Source organism: Brunnivagina elsteri CCALA 953 (genome assembly GCF_002289455.1).
Taxonomy (GTDB): domain Bacteria; phylum Cyanobacteriota; class Cyanobacteriia; order Cyanobacteriales; family Nostocaceae; genus Brunnivagina; species Brunnivagina elsteri.
In genome coordinates this window covers 1-2,774 of the sequence record NZ_NTFS01000601.1, presented here as the reverse complement: position 1 = coordinate 2,774, position 2,774 = coordinate 1, and the positions used below count along the sequence as shown (strand labels likewise).

General features: G+C 40.4%; 2 protein-coding genes and 1 pseudogene. 2 read left to right on the top strand and 1 reads right to left on the bottom strand.

Translation table 11 applies throughout. The features are described from left to right. Positions 1 to 186 precede the first annotated feature (186 nt). Complete coding sequence (locus CK510_RS28910; RefSeq protein WP_095724912.1) at positions 187 to 645, top strand: hypothetical protein; 459 nt, start codon at positions 187 to 189, stop codon at positions 643 to 645. A gap of 45 nt (positions 646 to 690) precedes the next feature. Here the strand turns inward: CK510_RS28910 and aroF are convergent. Next, positions 691 to 1,588 (bottom strand): annotated as a pseudogene (gene aroF, locus CK510_RS28905) (3-deoxy-7-phosphoheptulonate synthase). Between the two features lie 571 nt (positions 1,589 to 2,159). On the opposite strand from aroF, the gene CK510_RS28900 reads away from it, so the two are divergent. Next, positions 2,160 to 2,648, top strand: coding sequence for a hypothetical protein (locus tag CK510_RS28900; RefSeq protein ID WP_095724911.1), 489 nt, complete (start codon positions 2,160 to 2,162; stop codon positions 2,646 to 2,648). Positions 2,649 to 2,774 lie beyond the last annotated feature (126 nt).

Genomic DNA, 2,774 nt, shown 5'->3' with positions numbered 1-2,774 from the left:
ATTATGTACTAAACAAATAGTATAAAAATACGTCTTTTTCAGATTGACAATTGCAAAATGCTTATGCCAGCTTGTAAGAGTTAGTGTTTTTGATGCAAACAGGGCTTTGATAAAAGTCATTTAAATTGCATTTTCAATGTCTAATTTTTTACGAATTGTTCAATAATTTATTCAGCTTTTAAAAATATGTTGCGAAAAATTTTGTTATCCAACCTTGTTGTTGCTGGTTTGATGTTCGTTCCAGGGAGTGCAATCGCACTAACTCTAAACACGGCAAATTCATCTTTAAGTGGTTTGCAGTCTACGAATTCAGGTTTACTGGTAGCAGAAGTTGATGCCGATGCACTTAACGAAGCAGCCAACGCAATGGAAAAAGCAGCAAGTGCAATGACTGCGACAGAATCGGCGAAAAGTGTAGAACAAATTCAACAACACTTTGCCACAGCATTATCCTCAATGGAAGAAGCTGCGGGTTTGTTGGAAAAAGCTGGTGTTCCTGATGGTGCGATCGCGATGAACCGTGCGATCGCATCTGTGAGAGGTGCGGTAAATGCGGAATCTGATACTGAAGCAGATAAATTAATGAAAGATGCCGAAAAGGCGCTATCTGATGTCATCACAGCCGTAGAGAAGGCAGCAAACTAATAAGATAAATGTAGAGACGCGATATATCGCGTCTCCAGATTTTATTTAACCAGCCACTGGCAAACAAATAGGGGCAGGTTTTATACCCACCCCAATTATTTCCTCTACTTTTCTTGCGTCTACTTTTTCAACAATGTGTCGTCCAACTGCTGCTGCAATGGGTTTGAGACTTTCAACTAATTCCACCATCTCCTCTAAAGAAAGCGCTTGCTGGGCATCGGAAACAGATTTTTCCGGCACAGGATGACATTCAATAATTAACCCATCCGCACCACATGCGATCGCACCACGGGCAACTGGAGCAACGAGTTCGCGCCTACCAACGGCGTGGGACTACAATGACTGGTAAATGGGTAATTTGTTTGAGTGCTGCCACTGCTCCGATATCTAAGACATTGCGGGTATAGTTGTCGAAACTACGAATACCGCGTTCGCACAGCACAACATCCGGATTGCCATGACTTAAAATGTATTCGGCTGCCATGACAAACTCTTCGATGGTGGCAGCTAAACCACGTTTTAGGAGGATAGGTTTACCAGCTTGTCCGAGTTCTTTGAGCAAATCGAAATTTTGCATATTCCGACTACCTACTTGCAACATATCAGCATGGGCAGCGATGACTTCGATTTGGGAAATTGCCATCACTTCAGTGACAACGGGAAGATTATAGCGCGATCGCACTGCTGTTAAAATTTCTAATCCTTCCTGTCCCATCCCTTGGAATGCGTAGGGGGAGGTGCGGGGTTTGAAAACGCCACCACGTAGGGCTTGGATTGAATTGTGCAGGGCATTGCCAGTAATTTCCATTTGTTCAAGGTTTTCCACCGTGCAAGGACCACCAATGATGATTAATTCTTTGCCACCAAATGCAACATTGTCGGATATTTTGACGATGGTTTGGTGTTGGGGATTGGATTTGGCTGCAAGTTGAGCGTTTTTCATTTTGGTTTGTTGTTTGTTGTTAATCGTTCGTAGAGACGTTCCGGTGGAACGTCTTTGACTTGAAAAAGGAGATAATAAAAAAGCCCGGAAATATTACATTTCCAGGCTTTGATAGTTCGTTTGCACGAGCTTCTCTCGACCCGGAGGACTTCCGAACCAAAAATAAAACCCGTAAAACCAGCTATTTGGATAAATCATGGCAATTTGTAAAGATAAAAGAGAAAGGGGACTAAAAAGCAAAAAACCGCAGAGGTTTTACTCTGCGGTTCACTGGGTGGCTTCCATGTGGAAAATCTGACTCACACCCGGTGAACCGCCCTAAACCAAAAATAAAAGTAGTAAGTTTTGCTGAAATTCATTGAATTAATTACTTAAGAAATCTAAAATAATACGCTTAAACCAACGTTATCAAAGTAGGCTTACTATGTCAACACTCACCGAAATCACTCAATTACCCTTTGAACACTGAATTCTTTATTTGAATTTAATTAATTTTTCCGGATAATTACCCATTCTCTTTCCTTTTATTAACTATCCACTGTCCGATATTATAGCTACGTATAAAGCTGTTATGAAGCCCAGTTCCAAAATTTTAGCAACATCGTTTAATTATCATGGTGATTACCCCTGTCCTGTTTGTCGTGTGGGCAAAATTTCCCATATGCCAATGATGGAGGCAATGTCTTGCGATTTTTGCCATCAGATTTTTACAGTTGATATCGAACAACAACAATTAAAAATGCCTTCGCGTCAACCCCCTTTAGTATGGCGTTGGAGTGGTTTTAATTGGACAGAAGGTCAACTCGAAGGTGTTGAATTTGGTTGGGGTTATATTCTAGGGGCATTAGCATTTGTAATTTTACCTACAAGTCTAATTGGTATTGTTGCTTATAATTTTCCACCTTCTCCACAGGTTCCCCTGAGTTGGGTTCCTTATCTATGGACAGTTTTAACATTTTTTTCCCACTTCACAATTATTTTATGGTTATTTGTTGAAGTATACCAAATTCCCATTCGTGCATACTTAAGAGCAATCCGCGAACGTTTATTAATTCGGTGAATAATGCCCAATTAGTAACCAAATTACTCGACAATATTTGTAATTGGCATACTAAACCTCGTCCATTTTGAAAGCTGGAGTTTTGTATAAGGGCTTATAATTTGGTTATAGCTTGAGTTATAAGGT

Coding starts and splice junctions, on each gene's coding strand:
- CK510_RS28910 (WP_095724912.1), top strand. CDS start 187: ATGTTGCGAAAAATTTTGTTATCCAACCTTGTTGTTGCTGGTTTGATG.
- CK510_RS28900 (WP_095724911.1), top strand. CDS start 2,160: ATGAAGCCCAGTTCCAAAATTTTAGCAACATCGTTTAATTATCATGGT.